The organism is Janthinobacterium sp. PAMC25594 (assembly GCF_019443505.1).
Taxonomy (GTDB): domain Bacteria; phylum Pseudomonadota; class Gammaproteobacteria; order Burkholderiales; family Burkholderiaceae_D; genus Janthinobacterium.
Window position 1 is genome coordinate 4,859,551 of record NZ_CP080377.1, and the last position, 23,467, is coordinate 4,883,017.

Consider the following 23,467-nt stretch of genomic DNA (forward strand, 5'->3'; position numbering starts at 1 on the left):
TTAGAATGAGAATAATTCTTATTTACATTCTCGGGTGCCGCACGCCTGAGCCGAAAGGGATGCCATGTCGGCCGCCGATTTTGCCCAGCAACAAGACCTGCACGCACTCTACAGCAGCCATCACGGCTGGCTGCAGGGCTGGCTGCGGCATAAGCTGGGCAGTGCGGGCGACGCGGCGGACCTGGCGCAAGACACCTTTGTCAGCGTGCTGACCAATGGCACGGCACCGCAGATCCGCGAAGCGCGGCCTTTTCTCGCCACCATCGCGCGGCGCCTGGTGGCGCACCGCTACCGCCGGCAAGTGCTGGAAGACGCGTATCTGCAGGCGCTGGCCTGCCTGCCGCCCGAGGTGGCGCCCGCGCCGGAAGAACGGCTGCTGGCGCTGGAAGCCTTGCAGGAAATCGATGCGGCCCTCGATGGCTTGCCCGCGCCCGTGCGCACGGCGTTTTTGCTGGCGCAGCTGGAAGGCCTCAGCTATGCCGAGATCGCCGCGCGCCTGAACGTGTCGGCCAGCTCGGTCAAGCAATACCTGACGCGTGCCAACCGCCAGGTGTTTTTCTCCCTGCCGGCATGAGCAAGCTGGCAGAACCCGTGGCCCCGGCGGCCATCGGCGAGGACGTGCAGCAGCAGGCGGCCGAGTGGCTGACTGTATTGATGTCGGACGAGGCCAGCGAAGCGCAGCACGCCGCCTGGCAGCGCTGGCGCGGGGCCGACCCGGAACATGAACGGGCCTGGCAGCATATCGACGCGGTGTCGCGGCGCTTCAACGGCTTGCACCGCGGTGCGGCCGCGCAGGCGCTGGCCGGCACGCGGCAACAAGCCGTCAATGGCAAGCGGCGCCAGTTGCTGGCATGGCTGGGCGTGGCCGCTGGCGGCGGCTTGCTGGCCGCGCAGACGGGCACCTGGGATGGCGTGCGCGCCCTGCGCGCCGACTACCGCACGGCCACGGGCGAGCGGCGCGAGGTGGTGCTGGACGATGGCAGTGTGCTCAGCCTGAATACGGGATCGGCCGTGAACGTGCGTTTCGACGCCAGCCGCCGCCTGATCGAGTTGCTGGCCGGCGAAATCCTCGTCACCAGCGGCCACGGTGCCGGCAGCGCCGCGCCGTTGGTGGTGGCTACGCGCGAAGGCCTGGTGCGCGCGCTGGGCACGCGCTTCGTCGTGCGCCAGCAGGATGGCGTCAGCACCGTGGAGGTGTTTGAAAGCGCCGTTGAAATCCGCCCGCGCGACAGCGCTGGCGCGCCCTTGCTGCTGGCGGCCGGGCGTGGCGTGGCCTTTTCCCGCCATGCGCCGGACGCGCCGCACGCCATCGATGCGTATGCCGATGCCTGGTCGCGCGGGCAGCTGATCGTCGACGATGTGACCCTGGGCGACTTCCTGGCCGACCTGGCCCGCTACCGTCCGGGCGTAATCGACTGCGCGCCGGCAGTGGCCCAGTTGCGCCTGTCGGGCGTGTTCCCGCTGGCCGATACCCAGCGCATCCTGAACATGCTGCCCAACTCGCTGCCGGTGCAGGTGCGCAGCCGCACGCGGTACTGGGTGACGGTCGAACCGGCACCATAGTACCCCGCAAAAAATATTCTTCAATCGGGCTGCCCGTTTTCAATTCTCGCGGCACCTGTAGTTGAGAGACGTAATTTCAAGTACCCATTCAAGGCGCCACGTTGCGCGGTTTCATGCCGCTGCGTGCCGCCGCCATAATCAACTTTGATGGAAGGACGCAGTGTGATGCATCTGATGTATATGGTCTGCCACCCGGCGCAACAGCAGTTGTCTGGGGTGCCGCAACGATGAAATCTGCCAATATGCTGTTGTTCTCGCGCGTGCTCGCCGCCATCTTTGGCGGCTATGCGCTGACGTCCGGCGTGGCTGTGCTGCTGTCGGCCGTGCTGCCGCTGTCGCGCGCCGAAGCCGTGCTGACGGCGACCCTGAGCGCCTTCGTCGTGTATACCTGCGCCGTGATCTGGGTCTTTGCCGTGCAAGACCTGCGCCGCGCCTGGCTCGGCATGCTGCTGCCGGCGATTCTATGCGGCGGCCTGGGCCTGCTGCTGTCGCGAGGTGCCGCATGAACGCCGTCAAGGTAGACAAAGTGGTCAAAACGCCGCAGCAGGGCGGCTTGCGCCAGGCCATGGCCTGGCTGCATACGTGGAGCGGCCTGTGGATTTCCTGGCTGCTGTTCGCCATCTTCCTGACCGGCACCCTGGCCGTCTTCGACGACCCGATCGGCCACTGGATGACGCCCGAACACGCCCTGGAAGAGGCGGCGCATGCGAACGATCCGCCGCTGCCAAAGGTCACGGACCGCGCGCACCGCCTGGAACTGGCGCTCGACTTCATGGCGAAGGAACACCCGCAGGCGGACATGTGGGAAATCTGGCCGGTGCAGCGTCCCGGCCATGGCTTGTCCGCCTACTGGTTCCAGCCCAGCGGCGGCTATGGCTCGGCGGATCTCGATCCGCTGACGGGCGCCGTCATCGAACATGCGCGCGAGGTGACGGAGCGCGAAACCATCGGCGGCCACCATTTCGTCGATTTCCACTACGAGCTGCACACGGGACGCATCGGCGTCTGGATCGTCGGCATCACCACCATGATCATGCTGGTGGCGCTGGTGAGCGGCGTCATCACGCACAAGCGTATCTTCAAGGATTTCTTCACCTTCCGCCCGGCCAAGGGTCAGCGTTCGTGGCTCGACGCGCACAACGCGGTGGCCGTGCTGACGTTGCCGTTCCAGTTCATGATCGCCTACACGGGCCTGGCATTTTTCAGCGATGACTATGTGCCGGCCCCCGTGGTGGCGCAATACGGCATGGAAAACCCCAAGCGGGCCTTTCTGGCCGACTGGAACGATGCGGGCAAGCCTGCGCGCTCGGGCCAGCCGCTGGCCATTCCCGCGCTGGAGTCGTTCGCGCAGCGCGCCGAGCAGGCCATCGGCCAGGAAATCCGCGCCGTGGTGCTGGACAATCCGAACGATGCCTCCATGCGCGTGTGCATGTACGGCTGGAATGAAGACACGGAACTGCTCACTCGCCTCAGCGCCAATTCGGGCAGGGCCTGCTATGCGCTGGCCACGGGCGAGCAGGTTGCCTTGCGCCTGCCAGGCGAGTCCGACACGGGCGGCGCGGGCCTGACGCGCTCCGTCATGTCGAACCTGCACATGGTGGGTTTCGGCGGCACGCCCATGCGCTGGCTGTACTTCTTTTGCGGCCTGGCCGGCACGGCCATGATGGGCACGGGCGCGATCATGTTCATGGTCAAGCGGCGCCAGAAGTCCGGCGGCGAGTTCGGCGCCTATACGCAGCGCGTGTACCGCGTCATCGCCTGCCTGAACGTGGCGGCGATTGCCGGCCTGTCCATCGCCTGCGTGGGCTTCCTGTGGGCCAATCGTCTGATCCCCGTCGGCCTCGAGCACCGTGCCGGCTGGGAAGTGCGCGCCTTCTTCGGCGTGTGGTTCCTGATGCTGGTGCACGCCTGCCTGCGCGCGGAAAAGCGCGCGTGGATCGAGCAACTGGGCTTGCTGGCCGCCCTGTGCCTGCTGCTGCCCGCCCTGAATCTCCTGAGCACGGGCGACAACCTGGTGGCGCAGGTGGCACGTGGCGACTGGGAAAGCGCGGGCGTGGAACTGTGCAGCATGGCCTTTGGCCTGCTGGCCGCCTGGGGCGCGTGGAAAGTCCACAAGCGCAAGGAAAAGCCGCTTAAAAAAACCGCCGCCAGAGAAAACGCTGCGCCCGCGGCCAGCCTGCAAGTCAATACGGAAGGACAGTCATGATCAACACCATCCTTTGCGCGCTGGGCCTGTCGTATGCGGGCATGGCCAGCCTCTCGCTGGCGATGGACCGCCACCATGGCCAGGTCTGGGGCAGGGACGCGGCGCCGAACGTGCGGCGCGCGCTGCAGCTGGCCGGCGCCATCCTGCTGGCGCTGGCCATCTGGCCTTGCGTGGCCGGCTGGAGCGCCACCGTCGGCGTGGTCGCCTGGCTGGGATTCATTGGGGCGGGCGCGCTGCTGGTGGCCCTGCTGCTGTCGTATGCCCCCCGCTTGCTGTTGCGTAGTTCCCTGCTGGCAGCCGTCGCCGCGCTGGCAGGGCTTGTGACGTTCCTGCGGTGATGATCACCGCCATTTTCAAGGATAGACTGATGCATTTTTCACGCCTGGCGACACCGATTGATGTTTTGAATGTATTGAAGGCGGCTTCCTGATGGCGGCCCGCCTGCCTTCCCGCCGTGCCCGCATCCTGGGTGGCGCGGTCTTGCTGGCGCTGTTAGGCGCCGGTGCACTGTGGGTCACGCGCGGCCCGGCCACCGTGTTCGACACGGCGCCCGTCAAGCGCGGCAATATCGAAGCCAGCGTCACGGCCATCGGCACCCTGCAGCCGCAAACCTATGTCGACGTGGGCGCGCAGGTGTCGGGCCAGATCACGCGCCTGCACGTGCAACCGGGCAGCGCCGTGGAAAAAGGCCAGTTGCTGGCCGAGATCGACCCCAGCGTGCAGCAAGCCACGGTCGACGCGGGCCGCGCCGCCTTGGCGGGCTTGCGCGCGCAACTGGCCGACCAGCAGGCGCAGCACCGCCTGGCGGGCCAGCAGCATGGCCGCCAGAAGCAGATGGCCAAGTTTGATTCCACGCCTTTGGCCGACCTGGAAACGGCCGAAGCCACGCTGGCCTCGGCCGGCGCCAAGATCGACCACCTGAAGGCGCAGATCGACCAGACGCAGGCCAGCCTGAAGGCGGACGAGGCGCGCCTCGGCTATACGCGCATCTACGCGCCGATGGCCGGCAAGGTGGTGGGCCTCGATGCCAAGGAAGGGCAGACCCTGAACGCCACGTACCAGACGCCGAACATCCTGCGCATCGCCGATCTGTCGGCCATGACGGTGTGGACGGAAGTGTCGGAAGCGGACGTGCGCCGCGTGCGCCCGGACATGCCCGTGTACTTCACCACCCTCGGTGGCGACCAGCGGCGCTGGAGCGGCAAGGTGCGGCAAGTGCTGCCGGCCCCGCCGGTGCCTGGTGGTTCCGCCGCCGGCACGGCCCTGGCGCCGTCGACCAGCAAGGTGATTTTATATACCGTGCTGTTCGACGTGGATAACGCCGATGGCGAATTGATGCCGCAGATGACGGCGCAGGTGGTGTTTGTCACGGCAGCGGCAAACAATGTGCTGGCCGTGCCCTTGCCGGCCCTGAAGCCATCGACCGAGGAAGGCGCCAAGCCGGGGCAGTTCACGGCCCGCGTGATGGATGCCGACGGCAAGGTCGATACGCGCGCCGTCACCGTGGGCGTGCGCAACCGCCTCAGCGCGGAAGTGCTGCAAGGCTTGCGCGAAGGTGAATTGCTGGTCACGGGCGAGCAGCCGGCCAGCAGCGGCGCCAGCAGGTTCCAGCTGTGAGCGCCATGAGCGAGGCCGCGTCGCTGGGGCAAGCCGGAGAACCTGGCCAGCCAGCGCCACTGATTGAACTTGCCGGCATCCGCAAGCGCTACGGCGGCCATGACGGCGCGCCGGCCGTGGAAGTGCTGCGCGGCCTGACCTTGTCCATCGGCGCCGGCGAATTCGTCGCCATCGTGGGCGCGTCCGGTTCCGGCAAATCGACCCTGATGCATCTGCTGGGATGCCTGGACCGGCCCAGCGACGGCACCTACCGCTTCGCCGGCCAGGATGTGGCCAGCCTGAATCCCGATGAACTGGCATGGCTGCGGCGCGAAGCGTTCGGCTTCGTCTTCCAGGGTTATCACCTGATCGCCACCGAATCGGCGCGCGAGAACGTGGAAGTGCCGGCCCTGTACGCGGGCATGCCGGCAGCGGCCCGTCACGCCCGCTCGGAAGCGCTGCTCAAGCGCCTGGGCCTGGGCGAGCGGCTCGATCACCGGCCAAATCAATTATCGGGCGGGCAGCAGCAGCGCGTGTCGATCGCGCGCGCGCTGATGAATGGCGGGCGCATCATCCTCGCTGATGAACCGACGGGGGCGCTCGACAGCGGCAGCGGCGCCGAAGTCATGGCCTTGCTGGGTGAACTGGCCGACGCGGGCCACACCATCATCCTCATTACGCATGACCGCAAGGTGGCGGCCCAGGCGCGCCGCGTGATCGAGATCAGCGATGGCGAAATCATCGCAGACTCGGGCGCCATCGCCATTCCCGCCACGTCGACGGCTCTGCCGCCGCTGGACATGTCGCGCGCCGCCCACGATACAGGCGCGTCGCTGGGCACGGAATTGCTCGACGCGGCGCGCGCCGCCTGGCGCGTGCTGTGGATCAACCGCTTCCGCACGGGATTGACCCTGCTCGGCATCGTCATCGGCGTCGCTTCCGTGATCGTCATGCTGGCCATCGGCCTGGGCACGCGCCAGCAAGTGATGGCCCAATTGGGCGCGTTCGGCTCGAACCTGCTGTACATGGCGTCGCGCGGCGAAAGCTCGCGCATCCCCGGGCGCAGCATCACCCTGGCCGATCTCGATGCGCTCAAGGATGTGCCGGGCATCACCCACGTGCTGCCGAATGTCACGGGCAACAAGGTGATACGCCACGGTAACCTCGACGTGCAGACCTATGTGCGCGGCACGGGGCCGGCCCTGCCGCAGATCCAGACCTGGCCGGTGGCCAAGGGCGGCTTCTTTACCGACGAGGACGAACGCGAGATGGCCACCGTGGCCGTGCTGGGCGCGCACCTGGCGGAAAAGCTGATGCCCGACGTGCCCAACCCCGTGGGGCAGAGCATCCTGATCGGCAACGTGCCGTTCCAGGTGATCGGCGTGATGAGCGCGAAGGGCGCGCTGACGGGCGAGAAGGATGAAGACGACGTGCTGCTGCCGCCGTTTTCCACGGCCGGCATCCGCGTCTTCGGCCAGCGCGAGCCGACGTACACGGTCTTGGCGGTGGCCGACGTCAAGCGCGTGACGGAAGTGGAGGCGGCGGTCGACGCCACCATGTTCGAGCGCCACCGCATCCGCGACTATGGCATCAGCAACGCGGCCGCGTCGATCGCCGCCGAAGCGAAGACGCAGGACAACATGACCATGATGCTCAGCCTGATCGCCGCCGTCTCGCTGGTGGTGGGCGGCATCGGCGTCATGAACGTGATGCTGATGACGGTGCGCGAGCGCACGCGCGAAATCGGCATCCGCATGGCGACGGGCGCGCGCCGGCGCGACATCCTGCGCCAGTTCCTCACCGAAGCCGTGCTGGTGTCGGTGGTGGGCGGCGTGGCCGGCATCGTGGTCGGCGTGACGGTGGCCGGCTTGCTGCTGGTGTGGGACGTGCCGGTGATCTTTTCCCTGAGCGCCATCGCCGGCGCGTTTGCCTGCGCCGTGGTGACGGGACTGGTATTCGGCTTCATGCCGGCGCGCAAGGCGTCGGGACTCGATCCGGTGGTGGCGCTGGCGGGACAGTAGGTGTCGTCACGATGCCGGCAGCCACGCTGCCGGCAAAAAAATGTTGCCCTGGCTCCAACACACGGTACTATCTCCCCATAATATAAGAAAAGCTGTGTTTTATGCCCTTGCGGGCACACACCAACCACCACAGGAGAACCCGATGCAGAAGAAATCAACCTTGAAGACTGGTATCGCCGCCGCCCTCATGCTGGCGTTCGGCATGGGCGCCGGGCAGGCCCAGGCACAGGAAGTCGTGCGCCTGGGGAATTTGAAATTCGCCCATTACGGCGCCGTGTCGTACATCAAGGAAATCGCGCCCAAGTGCGGCATCAAGGTCGAAGAGCATATCTTCGCCAAGGGACTCGATGTGATGCAGGCGATCATCGCGGGCGAGCTGGACGTGGGCGCGACGGCGTCCGAAGCGGCCATTTCCGGCCGTGCCGGCGGTGCGCCCATCTATGTGGTGGCCGGTTTTGCCAAGGGCGGCGCGCGCCTGGTGGCGGGCGCCGGGCAAAAGATTGCCAACGTGAAGGATCTGAAGGGCAAGCGCGTGGGCGTGACGCGCGGCGGCATCCAGGAAGTGCTGCTGCTGGCCGAGCTGGCGCAAGCGGGCCTGACGTATGCCGACACCAAGGGCAAGGATGTGCAACTGGTGTTCCTCGCGTACGCCGACTTGAACCAGGCGCTGATGGGCAAGAATATCGACGCCATGATGCAGTCGGAACCGCAATCGTCGCAGGCGATCAACAAAGGTTTTGGTACGGAAATCCTGAAACCGTACGACACGCCGATCGGCGAGCCCGTGCGGACCATGGTGATGACGGAAAAGTTCTACAAAGAACGCCGTCCGGTGGCGGAAAAATTCATGCGCTGCTTCGTCGAAGCGACGAAAACCTTTATCGATAACAAGGCGACGGCGGAAAAGTACGTGCGCGAAGTCGTGTTCCGCGGCCAGATCACGAAGGATGACTTCGACGACGCGATCAGCAATTCGCCGTATTCGTACGACATCTCGCCCGAGCATATCCAGGTGACTACCGATGTGATGGTGAAAACGGGCGTGGGCCGCATGACGAAGCCGCCCGTGGCCAAGGACTGGGTCAAGACGGACTTGCTGGAGCAGGCGAAAAAGAGCCTGAACGTGAAGTAAACCGGAGATGGGCAGTGCCCGATGGCCCGCTTGAGCGGGCCATCATTTTTTGTGGCACACATATATATAGGTGGGCGGCGCGAAAGATTGTCGAAATCTTGAGGGTGCGCCACCCCGTCACGCCTCAGGCGCGATATCATGGCAGGCTTGCAGCCTCGGTCGGTGGCATATTGCCCGCCACCCATGCTGTCGCTTGAATCGCGCTTGTCGGCTATGGTGTAAACTTAAACTATGCAGATCTATTTCTTTCTTATCGCCGCCCTGTTGTACGCGGCGTGCGCGGTGCTTCCCTCATCCCGTGCCCGGCTCATTGCCGGCCTGACCGGCGTTGCCTGGCTGGCGCACGCCGCCACCCTGTGGTTCGACCTGATGGCGCCGGGCACCTTGCGCTTCGGCTTTTCCGCCATGCTGTCGGCCGCGCTGTGGGTATCGGTGGGCGCCTACTGGATAGAGAACCGCAATTTCAGCCTGGATGGACTGCGCCGCATGGTCATGCCCAGCGCCGTCATCGCCATCGGCCTGGCCTGGGCCTTTCCTGGCAGCCAGGTCAGCATGGAAGGCAAGTCGGCCGTCTTCGGCTGGCATATTGCCGTGGCCGTGCTCGCTTACAGCACCCTGACGATTGCCGCCTTTCACGCCGTACTGATGGCGCTGCAGGAATCGCGTTTGCATACGCGCAGCGAAAGCCGCGGCTTCATCGGCAGCGCGCTGGACCAGTTGCCGGCCCTGCTGACGATGGAAAAGTTGCTGTTTCGCATGATTGGCCTGGGCTTCATCCTGCTGAGCCTGACCGTGCTGTCAGGCATCGTGTTTTCAGAGCAATTATTTGGCAAGGCCTTGACCTGGGATCACAAGTCGGTGTTTACCATGCTGTCGTGGCTGTTGTTTGCCGCGCTGCTGGCAGGCCGGCGCTTTCGCGGCTGGCGCGGCAAGACGGCCCTGAGTTTTACCCTGGCCGGTTTCGCCACCTTGTTGCTGGCCTATGTCGGCAGCCGTTTTGTACTGGAAGTGGTTTTACACCGAGGATTCGCATGACACGTGTTTTATTCTGGCTGGCGCTGCTGTTCCTGGTGCTGTTTGCTATCCGCAGCAAGATTCGTGGCATGCAGCAACGGGCCCGCGCGCAACAGCAGCAGCCGAATCCGTATGCGTCGCCGGTGCGGCCGCAAGAATTGCCCGATGCCGAGCTGATGCTGTGCTGCGCCCATTGCGGCGTATATTACCCGGCCTCGGAAAACGTGCAGGCCAAGGGCCACGATTACTGCAGCCACGCGCACGCCACGCTGTAAGGGCCGGCCGGCAGATTCGCTCGCGTTGCTCATCCGTATCGTAACGTCCTCCGGCCTGCGTCCGGCGTAGCATCTGCAGCAGGCGCTTCGTCGCCGCCATTGCAGAAAGGCGCGTCCCATGTCCAGCCCCAGCCCCAGCCCCAGTCCTAGCCCGCATGCCGTGACCGCCGCCGGCATGCCACCGGCGCCTCAACTGAGCGGCAACTCCCTGCCCATGCAGGCGCTGCGTGCGCAGATCGCCCGTATCGCCCGCTGTGGCGCGCCAGTGGCCATCCGCGGCGAATCGGGTACGGGCAAGGAACTGGCGGCGCGCGCCATCCATGCGCAGGGTGCGCGCGCCAGCTTCCCTTTTATTGCCGTCAACTGCGGCGCGATTCCCGAAGCGTTGATGGAGGCCGAATTCTTCGGCTGCCGCCAAGGCGCCTATACGGGTGCGCTGCATGAGCGCCAGGGATTGTTCCAGGCGGCCCATGGCGGCAGTTTGCTGCTCGATGAAGTCGACGATCTGCCGCTGGCCATGCAGGTCAAGCTGTTGCGCGTGCTGCAGGAGCGCCGCGTGCGCAAGCTGGGCGGTAGTGCTGACGAGGCCGTCGACGTGCGCATCCTGTGCGCCAGCCAGCATGGCCTGGCGCGCGGCGTGGCCGCCGGCACGTTTCGCCAGGATCTGTTTTACCGCCTCCAGGTGATCGAGCTGGCGCTGCCGCCGCTGCGCGAGCGGCGCGGCGATCTGCAGGTATTATGTGAGGTGATCCTGGCGCGTCTGGCGCCACGCCAGGCCGTGAGCCTGGCGCCGCCCGTGCTGGCGGCTCTGGCCGCGTATGCGTTTCCCGGCAATGTGCGCGAACTGGAAAACCTGCTGGAGCGGGCACTGGCCTTTGCCGACGGCGGCGTGATTGCCCTCGACGCGCTGGCCTTGCCGTGCGCGGCGGGCAGCATGCCGTTGCGGGCGGCGCCGGAACCGCCGGCCGCGCCGGAGCGGCAGCTGTGCCTGCCCGGCATGGCGGCATATGGCGTGCCGCCCGTCTTGCCGCTGGACATGTATTTACGCCAGGCCGAGCGCGACATGATCATGCAGGCGCTGCTGCAGGCGCGCTATCACCGCGCACGGGCGGCGCGCCAGCTGGGCCTGAGCGTGCGCCAGCTGCGTTACCGCATGCAGAAATTGACGATACAGGAAGCGCTACCTTGATGACAGCATGGACGATAGATGAAGACGGCTGGTGCGACGGCGCGCTGCGCTATGACTCGCCGTACCACGATGCGCGCCCGGACGGTGCGCAAGTCGATTTGCTGGTGATCCATAACATCAGCTTGCCGGGCGGCCACTTCGGCGGACCGCATGTGTCGGACTTGTTTACCGGCCGGGTAGACTATAATGCCGATCCTTCTTTCGCCGACCTGCGTGGCTTGCAGGTGTCGGCGCACTTTTTTGTGCGGCGCGATGGTGCGCTGTTGCAATATGTTTCTACTGATCAACGTGCCTGGCATGCCGGCGCGTCCATGTTCGAAGGACGCCCGCAGTGCAATGGCTATTCCATCGGTGTCGAAATGGAAGGCGCGGACGATGTGCCCTTCCAGCGGCGGCAATACCATGTGCTGGCGGCGCTGACGGCGGCACTGGTGGCGCGCTACGGGCTGTCCCAGGTGCGCGGCCACGAGCACATTGCGCCGGGGAGGAAGACGGATCCGGGGCCGTTTTTTGACTGGCATTTTTATCAAAAATGCTGGCTGGAAACTATGCGCGGGCAGCCTGCGTTAGCGCTTACTACGCGGGGATTGGGCTTTCCATCCGTGCCCTGAAAAGTCAACCGAAATCGTATATGAAAATACAAAAAATTACGCTGGCGGATGCCGGAAAACTATTGCATCGGCTTTCGATGGGCACTACAATTAGTGCATAACTTGGATTTAAAGACTATATGTAGTGCCATCACAGACGTTTTCAGAATTATTACCAAAGCTACCCTGTTTGTTGATATGGCAACGGGAACTGGCGTTTCATCACCCTTGATCGTGTTTCGCGCCAGCCGGGCTGTACAGGTTGGCCGTATGATTTTTGGCTGTATATTATTTACTATTTAGCAACAAATACCTGAAGAAACCCTGACCATCGGGCGTTCTATTCAACAACACACGCGGCAGCAAAACTGCAGGCTGACTTTAGCTGACAACGGGAGCTTCAATGCAATCACCACAAGATATTTCCATCCATCCAACGCCAGTATCGCCAGCGCCAGGCGCGGCCAATAGCGTGGCGAGCACGGGCGCGGCATTGGGCGACTATCGCATCATCCGTCGCAACGGCGCGGTGGTGGCATTTGAGCCTTCGAAGATCGCCATCGCCATGACCAAGGCGTTTTTGGCCGTTAACGGCGGCCAGGGCGCCGCTTCGGCACGCGTGCGCGAACTGGTGGAGCAACTGACCGACGGCGTCGTCGCCGCGCTGGTGCGCCGCCATCCGGGTGGCGGCACCTTCCATATCGAAGACGTGCAAGACCAGGTGGAACTGTCGCTGATGCGTTCGGGCGAGCACGACGTGGCGCGTGCCTACGTGCTGTACCGCGCCAAGCACATGGAAGAGCGCCGCTTGCAGAAGGAGGCGCTGGGCGCTTCCGCGCAAGTGACCGCCCCCCAACTGAACGTCACCGACAACGGCGTGCGCCGCCTGCTGGACATGCAGGAAGTGCGCGACCTGATCAACGCCGCCTGCGCCGGCCTGGAAAAGCACGTCGATGCCGACGCCATCCTGGCTGAAACCGTGAAAAACCTGTACGACGGCGTGCCCGTCGAAGAGCTGCACAAGTCGGCCATCCTGGCGGCGCGCGCGCTGATGGAAAAAGATCCGGCCTACAGCCAGGTCACGGCCCGCATCCTGCTGCACACGGTGCGCAAGGAAGTGTTCGGCAAGGAAGTGCCGCAAGCGGCCGCTGCCGCCGAGTACCTGACGTATTTCCCGCAATATATCGCCAAGGGCATCGCCAACGACCTGCTGAACCCGGTACTTGCCAGTTTCGACCTGGAACGCCTGGCCAAGGCCATCGTTGCCGACCGCGACTTGCAATTCGGCTACATCGGCCTGCAAACGCTGTATGACCGCTACTTCCTGCACATCCATGACGTGCGCATCGAAATGCCGCAGGCGTTCTACATGCGCGTGGCCATGGGCCTGTCGCTGAACGAGGCGGACCGCGAAGCGCGCACCATCGAGTTCTACAATCTGCTGTCCTCGTTCGACTTCATGAGCTCGACGCCGACCCTGTTCAACTCCGGTACCCTGCGTTCGCAACTGTCGTCGTGCTACCTGAGCACCGTCTCGGACGACCTGGAAGGCATCTACGACGCCATCAAGGACAACGCGCTGCTGGCCAAGTACGCCGGCGGCCTGGGTAACGACTGGACGCCAGTGCGCGCCCTGGGCGCCCACATCAAGGGCACCAACGGCAAGTCGCAAGGCGTGGTGCCGTTCCTGAAAGTGGTCAACGACACGGCCGTGGCAGTCAACCAGGGCGGCAAGCGCAAGGGCGCCGTCTGCGCCTACCTGGAAACCTGGCACATGGACATCGAGGAATTCCTCGACCTGCGCAAGAACACGGGCGACGACCGCCGCCGCACGCACGACATGAACACGGCGAACTGGATTCCCGACATGTTCATGAAGCGCGTCATGGAAAAAGGCGAGTGGACCCTGTTCTCGCCATCGGAAACGCCGGATTTGCACGACCTGGTCGGCAAGGCCTTTGAAAAGGCTTACCTGGGCTACGAAGCCAAGGCAGCCGCCGGCGAAATCCGCTCGTTCAAGAAGATCGCCGCGCTGGACCTGTGGCGCAAGATGCTGTCGATGCTGTTTGAAACGGGCCACCCATGGATCACGTTCAAGGATCCTTGCAACATCCGCAGCCCGCAGTCGCACGTCGGCGTCGTGCACAGCTCGAACCTGTGCACGGAAATCACGCTGAACACGGGCCCTGACGAAATCGCCGTCTGCAACCTCGGTTCCGTCAACATGCCGGCGCACATGAAGGAAGGCAAGCTCGATCACGTCAAGCTGGCCAAGACCGTGCGCACCGCCATGCGCATGCTCGACAACGTCATCGACATCAATTACTACGCGGTCGAGAAGGCGCGCAATTCGAACATGCGCCACCGTCCGGTCGGCATGGGCGTGATGGGCTTCCAGGATTGCCTGCACATGATGCGCATCCCGTTCGCCTCGGACGCAGCGGTCAGCTTCGCCGACACCTCGATGGAAGCCGTCTGCTACTACGCCTACCTGGCGTCGACGGAACTGGCCGAAGAGCGCGGCCGCTATGAATCGTATGCCGGTTCGCTGTGGGACCGCGGCATCCTGCCACAGGACTCGGTCAAACTGCTGGCCGAGGAGCGCGGCGGCTACCTGGAAGTCGATTCCTCGTCGGCCATGGACTGGACCCCGGTGCGCGAACGCATCGCCAAGTTCGGCATGCGCAACTCGAACTGCGTGGCGATCGCCCCGACGGCGACGATTTCGAACATCATCGGCGTGTCGGCCTGTATCGAGCCGACGTTCCAGAACCTGTATGTGAAATCGAACCTGTCGGGCGAATTCACCGAGATCAACGGCTACCTGGTGCGCGACCTGAAGGCGCGCGACCTGTGGGATGAAGTCATGATCTCCGACCTGAAGTACTTCGACGGTTCGCTGGTGAAGATCGACCGCATCCCGCAAGACTTGCGCGACATCTACGCCACCGCCTTTGAAGTGTCGCCAAGCTGGCTGGTGGAAGCGGCTTCGCGTCGCCAGAAGTGGATCGACCAGGCCCAGTCGCTGAACATCTACATGGCTGGCGCGTCGGGCAAGAAGCTCGACGAGACCTACAAGCTGGCATGGCTGCGTGGCCTGAAAACCACCTACTACCTGCGCACCATCGCCGCTACCCACATGGAGAAATCGACCTCCAAGACGGGTGCCCTGAACGCCGTGGCAGTCGATGGCGGCATGTCGGCCAGCGCCCAGAGCGCCCAGGCTGCGGTCCTGGCGGCAGCCGCTGCCGCCGTGGTGGCGCCCGTGGTGGCAGCTGCGGCGGACGACGCCGATGGCGAAGCCTGCTACCTGCGTCCGGGAGATGACGGCTTTGAGGAATGCGAAGCCTGCCAGTAAAATTTTAGTTGTCAGCCCAGTACTTCTGGGCTGATTCAATGTTGTTAATGTCCGCATTGTCCGATACAACGGGCCTGTTGCGGATCGCCGGCTCGCCGGCATGGAAAGGAAGAAGATTATGTCGTTGTCCTGGGATGATGAAACCACGTCGGCAGCTGTGCCGCGTCCGGCGCAGCAAGCGCCATTGGGAAATACCGAATTGAACCTGCCGGCCGGTGCCGAGCCGTCCGAAGCGAACGCCGAGCAAGTGGCGCGCCGCGTGAATGCCGACGACAAGCGCATCATCAACGGCAAGACGGACGTCAACCAGCTGGTGCCGTTCAAGTACAAGTGGGCGTGGGACAAATACCTGGCCGGCTGCGCCAACCACTGGATGCCGCAGGAAGTGAACATGCAGCGCGATATCGAGCTGTGGAAAAACCCGAACGGCCTGACGGACGACGAGCGCCGCCTGGTCAAGCGCAACCTGGGTTTCTTCGTGACGGCCGACTCGCTGGCCGCCAACAACATCGTGCTGGGCACCTACCGCCACATCACGGCGCCCGAGTGCCGCCAGTACCTGCTGCGCCAGGCGTTCGAGGAAGCGATCCACACGCACGCCTACCAGTACATCGTCGAGTCGCTGGGCCTGGATGAAGGCGAGATCTTTAACGCCTACAACGAAGTCAAGTCGATCCGCGACAAGGATGAATTCCTGATCCCGTTCATCAATACGCTGACCGACCCCGCGTTTGTCACCGGCACGGTGGAAAACGACCAGAAGCTGCTGAAGTCCCTGATCGTGTTTGCCTGCCTGATGGAGGGTTTGTTCTTCTACGTCGGCTTCACGCAGATCCTGGCGCTGGGCCGCCAGAACAAGATGATGGGCGCCGCCGAGCAGTACCAGTACATCCTGCGCGACGAATCGATGCACTGCAACTTCGGCATCGACTTGATCAACACGATCAAGATGGAAAACCCGCAGCTGTGGACGGCCGAATTCCGCGAAGAGATCAAAGTGCTGTTCATGCAAGCCGTGGAACTGGAATACGCGTACGCGGAAGACACCATGCCACGCGGCGTTCTGGGTCTGAACGCGCCGATGTTCAAGGGCTATCTGCGCTTCATCGCCAACCGCCGCGCGCAGCAGATCGGCCTCGAGCCGCTGTTCGCGCAAGAGGAAAATCCGTTCCCGTGGATGAGCGAAATGATCGACATGAAGAAGGAACGCAACTTCTTCGAGACGCGCGTGACCGAGTATCAAACCGGTGGTGCGTTGAACTGGGAATAAGCGTTTTTCAGGCTACGCCAGGAAGCGCCGTCATCGTGACGGCGCTTTTTTTTCGCGTGCATGGCGGCGGCAAAATGCATGCTTCAATCGGCGATGCGACGAGGCTTGCGCCTGGATTTTCGGATGCCGCGCATGGAGGCATGGCGGGCCCAAAAAATCATTTCAGGACACGCTGGCGGCGGCATTTGCCGCGCGATTGTGCGATAGCACGCGTAACGTGCAAAAAAGCGCCTGAAAACGTGTCGTGCCGGTTGCGCATTGACAAGGTTTTCGTGTACTTTATGAGATTGCAAATGCGAGCGTTAGAATGCGGGGTTTTATAACCAGCGCGGTAGCGAAAAAAGCTCGCAAAACAGGGATACAGATTTACACGGATATGCACAAAACCACACCGTTTTCGTCTGCCGCCGTGCCCGAATTTTTTCAGGCATGGCGGTTTTTTATTTGACGCATGGGTGTTGTGGCGAGCGCGATGCGAGGAGCGAAAAAACGCACGGCATCGAAAACGAATGACCGAATTCAGACTTTGCCACCAGCTGCGAGATAAAGCAGGGTGGCACCGACGATGGCTGAAGTGCTGCAAACGTGAGGAGTTGCAGCAGTTCAGCTGGTGCCGAATTCATTAGCGCAAACGACCGTTTGTGCCGATGAATAATTCGCCTGGCCTATCCCTGTGGTGGGTCGGACGGGTTTAAATCTTGTAGCTTAAATTTCTCATCTCAGATGAAGGAGAGACAAATGGCAACAGCCGCTAAGAAATCAGAAGTAAAGAAACCAGCCGCCAAGGCTGCTCCTGCCGCGAAGAAGCCGGCAGCCGCAGTCAAGACGGTTGCCGCTAAACCAGCTGCCAAAGCCGCAGCGAAACCAGCCGCCAAACCAGTCGCCAAAGCCGCAGCCAAGCCTGCAGCAAAAGTGGCCGCCAAGCCGGCAGCAAAAGTGGCAGCCAAGCCAGTAGCGAAAGCCGCAGCGAAACCAGCGGCCAAGGCAGCAGCTAAGCCGGCAGCCAAGCTGGTAGCCAAGCCAGCCGCGAAAGTGGCAGCGAAACCTGCCGCCAAGGCAGCCGCCAAGCCTGTCGTGAAAAAAGCCGTTGCCAAGCCAGCAGCAAAAGCCGCGGCAAAACCAGCGGCCAAAGCGGCAGCAAAACCAGCAGCCAAGCCAGCAGTGAAAAAAGCCGCAGCGAAACCTGCCGCCAAACCGGTCGCCAAGGCAGCAGCCAAGCCAGCAGCGAAAAAAGTCGTCGCCAAGGCAGCAGCCAAGCCGGCCGCCAAAGCAGCAGCGAAGCCAGCAGCAAAAGCTGCAGCCAAGCCAGCGGCCAAGGCAGCAGCAAAGCCGGCAGCAAAAGCGGCAGCCAAGCCAGCCGCCAAGGCAGCAGCGAAAAAAGTCGTTGCCAAGCCGGTCGTCAAAGCAGCAGCCAAGCCAGCAGCGAAAGCCGCAGCGAAACCTGCCGCCAAAGCAGTAGCGAAGCCAGCAGCGAAAAAAGTCGTCGCCAAGCCAGCCGCCAAGGTAGCAGCGAAGCCGGCAGCCAAAGCTGCAGCCAAGCCAGCGGCCAAGGTAGCAGCCAAGCCGGTAGCGAAAGTTGCCGCCAAGCCAGCAGCTAAAGTGGCCGCCAAACCGGTCGCCAAAGCAGCAGCGAAACCTGCCGCCAAGGTTGCAGCGAAACCTGCAGCCAAGCCAGCGGCCAAGGTAGCAGCCAAGCCAGCAGCGAAAGCCGCAGCGAAACCTGCCGCCAAGCCAGCCGCGGCGCCAGTCGTGGCAGCGGCAGCAGCGGCACCTGCCGCCGTGGTCGCCAAGCCAGCCGCCAAGAAGGCCGCGCCTAAAAAGGCCGCACCGAAGAAGGCAGCGCCTGTCGCCAAGCCATCGGCACCTATCGCACCTGTAGCAAAAACCGTGTTGGCACCGGCTGCAGCCTGGCCATTCCCAACCAGCACCCGCCCATCGTAATTTCGACGATACGGGTGCCTGGATGAGGCAACACGCCGCTGTGTGACTCAATCACACAGCGGTTTTTTTTTGGAGAATTAGTCGTGCTGATCGTTATCCTTACATTGATCGTTGATACCATTGCCACCTTGCTGGGCGGCGTATTGCTGCTGCGCTTCTGGATGCAGGCGGTGCGCGTGCGGCCCCCTTCATCGGTGGCGCAATTCACGTTTCAATTGTCCGACTGGCTGGTGCGCCCCCTGCGCCGCGTGGTGCCGGGCGTGGGCGGGTATGACTGGGCCAGCCTGATCGGCGCCTTCCTGATCGTGCTGCTGGCCAGTTCGGTGCTGTTTATTTCAGGCGCTCCCGTCGAAGTGGTGCTGCTCAAGTCGCTGCAACGCTTCCTGCAATGGATACTCTACGGTTTCATGGCCCTGCTGATCATCGAAGCCATCTTCAGCTGGGTCAACCCGCATGCGCCGCTGGCGCCGTTTGTTCGCGCCCTGAACGAGCCGCTGCTGCGTCCGATCCGCAAGGTCGTGCCGCTGGTCGGCAGCCTGGACTTGTCGCTGCTGGTGGCGCTGATTCTGTTGCAGATCGCGCAAGTGCTGGTGGGGATGATTATTGTGCTGCGATGACGGTGATGGTGGCGTAGGTCGGGTTAGCGTAGCGTAACCCGACGTCACCCGCCATGCCAATGATGTTGTCGGATTACGCGTGGCTGCGCCCCGCTAATCCGACCTACGACCTACATATTAATAGCGGTAACCGAACGCCGCTTCAAACTGCTCGGCGATGCTTTCGGGCGTAAACACATGGTTTTGCGCGCCCTGCGTGGCGATTTTGATCGCGCCCAGCAGGCTGGCCAGGCGGCCGCTGGTTTCCCAGCCCAGGTCGTTGGTGATGCCGAACAGCAAGCCAGCACGGTAAGCGTCGCCGCAACCGGTCGGGTCCAGCACTTCCTTGGCGGTCACGACAGGAATGTCGATGCGCTTGCCGTCCGTATAGATTTCCGAACCTTTTTCGCCACGCGTGACGATCAGCGCGTCCAGGCGGCTGGCGATGTCCGGCAGGGTCAAGCCCGTACGTTCCATCAACATTTCCATCTCATAATCGTTGGCCGATACATACGTGGCTTTGTCGATGAAGTCGATCAACTGTTCGCCATTGAAGCGTGGCAACTGTTGACCCGGGTCGAACATGAAGGGGATGCCCAGCTCGGCCAGGTCGGCGGCGTGCTTGAGCATGCCAAGGTCGCCGTCGGGCGAAATGATGGCAACCTTGGCCGGGCCCGCATTGGCGACCGGGTTTTCATGCGCGAACGACATGGCACCCGGGTGGAAGGCATTGATCTGGTTATTGTCCGCATCGGCCGTGACGAAGCACTGCGCGTTGTAGCTGTCGGCCTTGATCAGGATGTTGGCGGTGGAAATGCCCAGCTTTTGCAGGCGTTCCAGGTAGGCGGCGCTGTCCTGGCCCATGACGCCGACGATGCGCGGGTCGCCGCCCAGCATTTTCAGGCTGTAGGCGATGTTGCCCGAGCAGCCGCCGAACTCCGTGCGCATGGTGGGCACGAGGAAGGACACGTTCACCTTGTGCAATTGGTCGGCCAGCAGCGATTCGCCGAAGCGGCCGGGGAATTGCATGATGGTGTCGGTGGCGAGCGAGCCGCAGATCAGCGATGTGTTGGTCATGATAGTGTCGGTTAAGGGTAAAAGATGGCGATATGGTAGCCAGACGCCGTGAGCTGGTCTAATGCAAAGTACAGTTTGATGGTTTGTTCCGAGCGCGCCGCAAAACCCTTGCTCACATCGATAGTGGCTGGCAGGTAGTCGCGCGGCGCAATGACACGGCGCAAGAGCGGCTTGTCGTTGGCGTCGTTGAGTATCAGTTCGATGCTGGGCCAGGCTTGCACGCTGCGGCTCTGGTTGCGCAGCAGCGAGACATAGGAAAACGTCTGTTCCTTCAGGGTTTGCAATTCACCCTGTTCGATGGACAGCGCTTCGATCTGCGCCGGCAAGTCGACCTGGCAGCCACTGAGCTTGCACAGCGCGACCAGGGTCGGCTTCCACTGCGGGAACTGCGCCGCCAGCGGATTGCGGAAGGTGGTCATCACTTGCAGCAATAACAAGAACAGCAGCACCGCCGAGCCGATGGCCATGGCCGCGCGCACGGCCTTGCCGCTCTGTTCGCGGCGCCGGCCCTGGGTCACAAAGGCCGGTTCGTCGTCGGCCGGCGGCAGGACGGGTTCGTCCTGCTCTTCGGCTGGCTCCGGCGCAACGGGGGCGGCAGGCAGCGCTTCGAAAGCGTGGTCGGCCAGCGTCGGTTCCCGGCGCGCGGGCACGGGTTTGTCCAGGCTGACTTTGTCGATGGCAGGCAACGCCGGGGCGGCCTCGGCTTCCAGGCTCGGTTCGCGGCGGCTGTCGCGCAGATACGTGGCGAAGGCGGGCGCGTCATCGACCTGGCGGCGCTTGAACGGTGCCATCGGCTGGGGCAGCGGCGCTTCCGGTGCTTCGGCCGGTGCCATGACAGGGGCGGCGACAGGCGCGTCGGCCAGCGCCTCGTCGGGCAGGCTGACGTCGAGGTCCAGCTCGATGTGGTCGCCGTGGTCTTCCTTGAGCTGCGCCGTTGCCGGCAAGATGCCAAACGGGTCGAACGAGGTGTCGAAGTCGAGAGAATAGATGGGTTCGTCGTCCGTGGCGGACGGCAGGCTGTTGTCGGCCGGATACGTGGTCGACAGCGGGGCGTCAGCGCCGGGGCCGGACGTTAAAAACGGCGATGCCGCGGCTGGATCGACCAGCGCGGCATTGCCGTCAAAGACTTCCCTGCACGTGCCGCAGCGCACGATGCCCCCACGTAACTTCAACTGGTCAGCAGCGACCCGAAATATCGTGTTGCAATGGGGGCATTTGGTGGCGAGGGCCATTGCTGTGCTTATGCACCTTCCGCGCGGGGCGCAGGCGCTTGCGTGCTGCCCAGGCGGCCATGCAGGGCCACCCAGCCATCTTGCTCGGCCCACACGCCCAGTTCGATGAACGGTGCGTAGGCCGCGGCCACTTCTTCCGCCTGGCGTGCCAGCACGCCGGACAGGATCAGGGCGCCGCCGGCGGCGACTCTGCCCGACAGCATGGGCGCCATCACCTTCAATGGGCTCGACAGGATGTTGGCGACGACGATGTCAAACTTGGCCGTGGCGTGTGCCGACGTGGCAAACGTGTCTGGCAAGAAATATTCGATCTCGCACTGGTTGCGTTCGGCATTCAAGCCAGCCGATTCGATCGCTTGCGGGTCGATATCGACGCCGACCACGGTTTGCGCGCCGAGCTTCTTGGCCACCATGGCCAGGATGCCGGAACCGCAACCGTAGTCGAGCACGCTCTTGCCGGGGGCGGGATGGGCTTCCAGCCATTCCATGCACAAACGCGTGGTCGGATGGCTGCCCGTGCCGAAGGCCAGGCCCGGGTCCAGTTCCAGGATCAGGCCGTCAGGATCCGGTGCCTCGTGCCAGCTGGGCACGACCCAGATATTCTTGCCGATGTGAATCGGGGCGAATTGCGACTGGGTCAGGCGCACCCAGTCCTGCTCTTCCACGGGGCGCATGCTAAAGGCGGGCACTTCCACCATGCCGACCGCTTCGGCTGCGGCGGCCACGATGGCGGCCTGGTCGGCGTCGACGTCGGTCAGCGCCACCACGCGGCTGCGTTCCCACGCCGCTTCCTTCGGTTCCATGCCGGGCTCGCCAAACAGGGGCTGCTCGGCATCCGTGCCTTCATCGGCGTCTTCCACCGAGACCGACAGGGCACCCGCTTCCATCAAGGCGTCGGACATGGCCTCGGCGTTGTCACGGGCGATTTCGATGACGATTTCCGTCCAGCTCATGCGCCCGCCTTGATTTCGGATTTCTTGGCGATGCTGGGGCTGCCGCTATTCAGGTTCTTGCCCAGGTCCGGCATGTCGGCCAGTTTCTGTTCCAGATAGTGAATGTTGGTGCCGCCTTCGATGAAGCGCGCGTCGATCATCAGTTCGCGATGCAGGGCGATATTCGTGTTGATGCCTTCGACCACCATTTCGGACAGAGCGATCTGCATGCGGCGGATCGCTTGCTCGCGCGTGGCGCCGTAAGCGATCACTTTGCCGATCATCGAGTCGTAGTGCGGCGGCACATAGTAACCGGCGTAGGCGTGCGAGTCGACGCGGATGCCAGGGCCGCCCGGCGCATGCCACGAGACGATCTTGCCTGGCGATGGCGTGAACTTGAACGGGTCTTCGGCATTGATGCGGCACTCGATGGCGTGGCCCGACAGCAAGACGTCGCGCTGGCGGAAACGCAGTTTTTCGCCAGCGGCGATGCGGATCTGCTCTTGCACGATGTCGATGCCGGTGATCATCTCGGTGACGGGATGTTCCACTTGCACGCGTGTATTCATTTCAATGAAATAGAACTCGCCGTTTTCGTACAGGAATTCAAACGTGCCGGCGCCGCGGTAGCCGATCTTGCGGCAGGCTTCGGCGCAACGGTCGCCAATTTTCTCGATGAGTTTGCGCGGGATGCCCGGTGCTGGTGCTTCTTCGATCACTTTCTGGTGGCGGCGCTGCATGGAGCAGTCGCGCTCGCCCAGCCAGACGGCGTTCTTGTGTTCGTCGGCGAGGATCTGGATTTCCACGTGGCGCGGATTTTCCAGGTACTTCTCCATATACACTTCAGGGTTGCCGAAAGCCGTGCCGGCTTCCGTCTTGGTCATCGACACGGCGTTGATCAGGGCAGCTTCCGTGTGCACCACGCGCATGCCGCGTCCGCCACCGCCGCCGGCAGCCTTGATGATGACCGGGTAGCCGACCTTGCGGGCAATTTGCACGATCGCTTTCGGATCGTCCGGCAACGCGCCTTCGGAGCCGGGCACGCACGGCACGCCGGCCTTGATCATGGTTTGCTTGGCCGACACTTTATCGCCCATCAAACGGATCGATTCGGAGCGGGGGCCGATGAAGACGAAGCCCGACTTCTCGACGCGTTCGGCAAAGTCGGCGTTTTCCGACAGGAAGCCATAGCCTGGGTGAATCGCTTGTGCATCCGTCACTTCAGCGGCGCTGATGATGGCGGGCATGTTCAGGTAGCTCAGGGACGACTGGGCCGGGCCGATACAAACGGATTCGTCGGCCAGCTTGACGTATTTCGCGTCCTTGTCGGCTTCGGAGTGGACTACAACCGTTTTGATGCCCATTTCGCGGCAGGCGCGCTGAATACGGAGGGCAATTTCACCACGGTTGGCAATCAGGATTTTTTCAAACATGGTAGGTTCGCGTATGTCTGTGAGAGCCGGCGAGCCGGCGAA

At 63.4% G+C, this 23,467-nt stretch carries 20 protein-coding genes; 16 read left to right on the forward strand and 4 right to left on the reverse strand.

The features are described from left to right. Positions 1-64: 64 nt before the first annotated feature. The 16 genes from KY494_RS21785 (at position 65) to KY494_RS21860 (ending at position 18,772) form a co-directional block, all read left to right on the forward strand. A complete protein-coding gene (locus KY494_RS21785; protein WP_219888215.1) occupies positions 65-574 on the forward strand; it encodes a sigma-70 family RNA polymerase sigma factor in 510 nt (169 codons plus the stop codon). Beyond that, complete coding sequence (locus tag KY494_RS21790; protein WP_219888216.1) at positions 571-1,563, forward strand: FecR domain-containing protein; 993 nt, start codon at positions 571-573, stop codon at positions 1,561-1,563. The genes KY494_RS21785 and KY494_RS21790 overlap by 4 nt, the downstream gene beginning before the upstream one ends. A gap of 227 nt (positions 1,564-1,790) precedes the next feature. Continuing rightward, positions 1,791-2,069 (forward strand): hypothetical protein, encoded by a 279-nt coding sequence (locus tag KY494_RS21795; RefSeq protein WP_219888217.1) that lies wholly within the window; start codon positions 1,791-1,793, stop codon positions 2,067-2,069. Next, complete coding sequence (locus KY494_RS21800; protein ID WP_219888218.1) at positions 2,066-3,769, forward strand: PepSY domain-containing protein; 1,704 nt, start codon at positions 2,066-2,068, stop codon at positions 3,767-3,769. The genes KY494_RS21795 and KY494_RS21800 overlap by 4 nt, the downstream gene beginning before the upstream one ends. Next, positions 3,766-4,107 (forward strand): DUF3325 domain-containing protein, encoded by a 342-nt coding sequence (locus KY494_RS21805; RefSeq protein ID WP_219888219.1) that lies wholly within the window; start codon positions 3,766-3,768, stop codon positions 4,105-4,107. The genes KY494_RS21800 and KY494_RS21805 overlap by 4 nt, the downstream gene beginning before the upstream one ends. 91 nt (positions 4,108-4,198) lie before the next feature. After that, the gene (locus tag KY494_RS21810; RefSeq protein ID WP_219888220.1) at positions 4,199-5,386 is read left to right on the forward strand and encodes an efflux RND transporter periplasmic adaptor subunit; all 1,188 of its coding nucleotides are present in this window, start codon (positions 4,199-4,201) and stop codon (positions 5,384-5,386) included. Positions 5,387-5,391: 5 nt separating this feature from the next. Next, positions 5,392-7,386, forward strand: a complete 1,995-nt coding sequence (locus tag KY494_RS21815) for a MacB family efflux pump subunit (RefSeq protein ID WP_219888221.1) — start codon at positions 5,392-5,394, stop codon at positions 7,384-7,386. Positions 7,387-7,528: 142 nt separating this feature from the next. Continuing rightward, on the forward strand, positions 7,529-8,518 hold the full coding sequence (locus KY494_RS21820; RefSeq protein ID WP_375143384.1) for an ABC transporter substrate-binding protein: 990 nt from the start codon (positions 7,529-7,531) through the stop codon (positions 8,516-8,518). A 231-nt stretch (positions 8,519-8,749) separates the two neighbouring features. Further along, on the forward strand, positions 8,750-9,553 hold the full coding sequence (locus KY494_RS21825) for an inner membrane protein YpjD (RefSeq protein WP_219132750.1): 804 nt from the start codon (positions 8,750-8,752) through the stop codon (positions 9,551-9,553). Continuing rightward, the gene (locus tag KY494_RS21830; RefSeq protein ID WP_219888222.1) at positions 9,550-9,807 is read left to right on the forward strand and encodes a PP0621 family protein; all 258 of its coding nucleotides are present in this window, start codon (positions 9,550-9,552) and stop codon (positions 9,805-9,807) included. The genes KY494_RS21825 and KY494_RS21830 overlap by 4 nt, the downstream gene beginning before the upstream one ends. Positions 9,808-9,925: 118 nt before the next feature. Next, complete coding sequence (locus KY494_RS21835; protein WP_219888223.1) at positions 9,926-10,996, forward strand: sigma 54-interacting transcriptional regulator; 1,071 nt, start codon at positions 9,926-9,928, stop codon at positions 10,994-10,996. Further along, positions 10,996-11,607, forward strand: a complete 612-nt coding sequence (gene ampD, locus KY494_RS21840) for a 1,6-anhydro-N-acetylmuramyl-L-alanine amidase AmpD (protein WP_219132948.1) — start codon at positions 10,996-10,998, stop codon at positions 11,605-11,607. Before KY494_RS21835 ends, ampD begins: the two co-directional genes overlap by 1 nt. A gap of 382 nt (positions 11,608-11,989) precedes the next feature. Then, complete coding sequence (locus KY494_RS21845) at positions 11,990-14,944, forward strand: ribonucleoside-diphosphate reductase subunit alpha (RefSeq protein WP_219888224.1); 2,955 nt, start codon at positions 11,990-11,992, stop codon at positions 14,942-14,944. 118 nt (positions 14,945-15,062) lie between these two features. After that, on the forward strand, positions 15,063-16,214 hold the full coding sequence (locus tag KY494_RS21850) for a ribonucleotide-diphosphate reductase subunit beta (RefSeq protein WP_100874451.1): 1,152 nt from the start codon (positions 15,063-15,065) through the stop codon (positions 16,212-16,214). 738 nt (positions 16,215-16,952) lie between these two features. Continuing rightward, positions 16,953-18,155, forward strand: coding sequence for a hypothetical protein (locus KY494_RS21855; protein WP_219888225.1), 1,203 nt, complete (start codon positions 16,953-16,955; stop codon positions 18,153-18,155). A gap of 83 nt (positions 18,156-18,238) precedes the next feature. Further along, a complete protein-coding gene (locus KY494_RS21860; protein WP_227742044.1) occupies positions 18,239-18,772 on the forward strand; it encodes a YggT family protein in 534 nt (177 codons plus the stop codon). A 117-nt stretch (positions 18,773-18,889) separates the two neighbouring features. Here KY494_RS21860 and KY494_RS21865 read toward each other — a convergent pair whose 3' ends face one another. From KY494_RS21865 to accC, 4 genes are read right to left on the reverse strand one after another with little or no spacing between them, the layout of a single operon-like run. Continuing rightward, positions 18,890-19,828, reverse strand: coding sequence for a carbohydrate kinase family protein (locus tag KY494_RS21865; RefSeq protein WP_219888226.1), 939 nt, complete (start codon positions 19,826-19,828; stop codon positions 18,890-18,892). A gap of 11 nt (positions 19,829-19,839) precedes the next feature. Further along, positions 19,840-21,060: a DUF3426 domain-containing protein gene (locus tag KY494_RS21870; RefSeq protein ID WP_219888227.1), complete on the reverse strand. Its 1,221-nt coding sequence runs from the start codon at positions 21,058-21,060 to the stop codon at positions 19,840-19,842. Between the two features lie 8 nt (positions 21,061-21,068). Continuing rightward, positions 21,069-22,013 carry a 50S ribosomal protein L11 methyltransferase gene (prmA, locus tag KY494_RS21875; protein WP_219888228.1) on the reverse strand — a complete coding sequence of 315 codons (945 nt, stop codon included), beginning with the start codon at positions 22,011-22,013 and terminating at the stop codon, positions 21,069-21,071. Continuing rightward, a complete protein-coding gene (accC, locus tag KY494_RS21880; protein WP_102119631.1) occupies positions 22,010-23,425 on the reverse strand; it encodes an acetyl-CoA carboxylase biotin carboxylase subunit in 1,416 nt (471 codons plus the stop codon). Before accC ends, prmA begins: the two co-directional genes overlap by 4 nt. Positions 23,426-23,467 lie beyond the last annotated feature (42 nt).

Bases quoted from the DNA above. Each gene is read 5' to 3' on its own strand.
- KY494_RS21825 (WP_219132750.1), top strand. From the start codon at position 8,750: ATGCAGATCTATTTCTTTCTTATCGCCGCCCTGTTGTACGCGGCGTGC.
- ampD (WP_219132948.1), top strand. From the start codon at position 10,996: ATGACAGCATGGACGATAGATGAAGACGGCTGGTGCGACGGCGCGCTG.
- KY494_RS21815 (WP_219888221.1), top strand. From the start codon at position 5,392: ATGAGCGAGGCCGCGTCGCTGGGGCAAGCCGGAGAACCTGGCCAGCCA.
- KY494_RS21790 (WP_219888216.1), top strand. From the start codon at position 571: ATGAGCAAGCTGGCAGAACCCGTGGCCCCGGCGGCCATCGGCGAGGAC.
- KY494_RS21785 (WP_219888215.1), top strand. From the start codon at position 65: ATGTCGGCCGCCGATTTTGCCCAGCAACAAGACCTGCACGCACTCTAC.
- KY494_RS21820 (WP_375143384.1), top strand. From the start codon at position 7,529: ATGCAGAAGAAATCAACCTTGAAGACTGGTATCGCCGCCGCCCTCATG.
- KY494_RS21800 (WP_219888218.1), top strand. From the start codon at position 2,066: ATGAACGCCGTCAAGGTAGACAAAGTGGTCAAAACGCCGCAGCAGGGC.
- KY494_RS21845 (WP_219888224.1), top strand. From the start codon at position 11,990: ATGCAATCACCACAAGATATTTCCATCCATCCAACGCCAGTATCGCCA.
- KY494_RS21865 (WP_219888226.1), bottom strand. From the start codon at position 19,828: ATGACCAACACATCGCTGATCTGCGGCTCGCTCGCCACCGACACCATC.
- KY494_RS21855 (WP_219888225.1), top strand. From the start codon at position 16,953: ATGGCAACAGCCGCTAAGAAATCAGAAGTAAAGAAACCAGCCGCCAAG.
- KY494_RS21830 (WP_219888222.1), top strand. From the start codon at position 9,550: ATGACACGTGTTTTATTCTGGCTGGCGCTGCTGTTCCTGGTGCTGTTT.
- KY494_RS21835 (WP_219888223.1), top strand. From the start codon at position 9,926: ATGTCCAGCCCCAGCCCCAGCCCCAGTCCTAGCCCGCATGCCGTGACC.
- KY494_RS21870 (WP_219888227.1), bottom strand. From the start codon at position 21,060: ATGGCCCTCGCCACCAAATGCCCCCATTGCAACACGATATTTCGGGTC.
- accC (WP_102119631.1), bottom strand. From the start codon at position 23,425: ATGTTTGAAAAAATCCTGATTGCCAACCGTGGTGAAATTGCCCTCCGT.
- KY494_RS21810 (WP_219888220.1), top strand. From the start codon at position 4,199: ATGGCGGCCCGCCTGCCTTCCCGCCGTGCCCGCATCCTGGGTGGCGCG.
- prmA (WP_219888228.1), bottom strand. From the start codon at position 22,013: ATGAGCTGGACGGAAATCGTCATCGAAATCGCCCGTGACAACGCCGAG.
- KY494_RS21850 (WP_100874451.1), top strand. From the start codon at position 15,063: ATGTCGTTGTCCTGGGATGATGAAACCACGTCGGCAGCTGTGCCGCGT.
- KY494_RS21805 (WP_219888219.1), top strand. From the start codon at position 3,766: ATGATCAACACCATCCTTTGCGCGCTGGGCCTGTCGTATGCGGGCATG.
- KY494_RS21795 (WP_219888217.1), top strand. From the start codon at position 1,791: ATGAAATCTGCCAATATGCTGTTGTTCTCGCGCGTGCTCGCCGCCATC.